Origin of the sequence: Halococcus morrhuae DSM 1307 (assembly GCF_000336695.1) — an archaeon.
Classification (GTDB): Archaea; Halobacteriota; Halobacteria; order Halobacteriales; family Halococcaceae; genus Halococcus; species Halococcus morrhuae.
In genome coordinates, this window is record NZ_AOMC01000028.1 from 1 (window position 1) to 1,133 (window position 1,133).

2 protein-coding genes are annotated in these 1,133 nt (G+C 55.6%); both read left to right on the forward strand.

Annotation, left to right across the window (positions count from 1 at the left end):
* Positions 1–190 precede the first annotated feature (190 nt).
* Positions 191–490: an AbrB/MazE/SpoVT family DNA-binding domain-containing protein gene (locus C448_RS01440; protein WP_004051349.1), complete on the forward strand. Its 300-nt coding sequence runs from the start codon at positions 191–193 to the stop codon at positions 488–490.
* Complete coding sequence (locus C448_RS01445; RefSeq protein WP_004051350.1) at positions 487–924, forward strand: PIN domain-containing protein; 438 nt, start codon at positions 487–489, stop codon at positions 922–924. Before C448_RS01440 ends, C448_RS01445 begins: the two co-directional genes overlap by 4 nt.
* Positions 925–1,133: the final 209 nt, after the last annotated feature.

A 1,133-nucleotide genomic window follows, 5' to 3' on the forward strand; every position in this document is an offset into this window, starting at 1 on the left:
CACACGCCACTCACGCCGACGCATTGGAACTGTCGTTCGGAAGGATCGTTCATCTCCCAGTTCCGCCAAGATCCCACGAATTGAGATTGTCATCTCTGACTACTCAGAAATTCGTGATATCTATAGCGACATCGGGTTTGTTGGTCGACGAAACACTTAGTAATACCCAAATCATAGAGTGTGACTAGTAATGGCGAGTAGTACATCAGAGCCAGAGATCATCCGCGTCTCCCAGAAAGGACAGGCCACAATCCCCCAGCACCTTCGTGAGAAGTTCGGGATCGACACACCTGGTGAGGTCATCGTCTACGAAGATGAAGGGAGAATCATCGTCGAACCGCTACCCCCTGCAGAGGAACTCCACGGTATCCACGCGGGAGAACACGAACCCGGCGAAGTCCTCGCGAAAGTTCGCGAGATCAACGACGAGGAAAAACAACGCGAGGAGGAAACCGCCGAACGGTTGCGTCCCAACGAGGACGCTGAATGAGCGAGTACGTTTTCGATACCGAGGCTATCATCGCGTACCTCTACGGGGAACCGGGCCACGAGACAGTCGCAACGACATTGGATGCGGTCTTCGAGGGCGATGCTGAGGGCAATCTCAGTGAGGCCAACGCCAGTGAGGTGTTCTATCTCGTCGCCCGGTTCGAGGGCACAGTTGATGACAAGCCGACCAAAGCATCACTTCGAGACGCCGACCGCGATCTTCGCGCGCTTGAACGCCGCGGACTGGCGATTCGTGCGGCTCCATGGCGGCTCGCCGGCGAAATCAAAGCAGACGGTGATATCTCACTGGCGGATGCGAATGCGGTCGCACTCGCCATCGAGCGTGATGCAACACTCCTTGTTGGAGCCGACGACGATTTCGATGATCTGCCTCTCGATGTTGACCTATCCCAATTCCGGACTGACCCTGCGTAGGCGGCGATTCGTATGATGTACTCGGAGAGTCTAATCGTATCGTGGTTCAATATATTGCTGTGTTGAATAGGGGTACGGCGGCGGGATAGACCGTCACATCGGTAAGGATGAAGCCGAGGAAGGCCGATATGGCCGAAGTGGATCTCCTCGACTTCCTGAGAGACTGTAAGCGGCTTGCCATACAAGCGTTGGGGACCAACGCGGGCAAG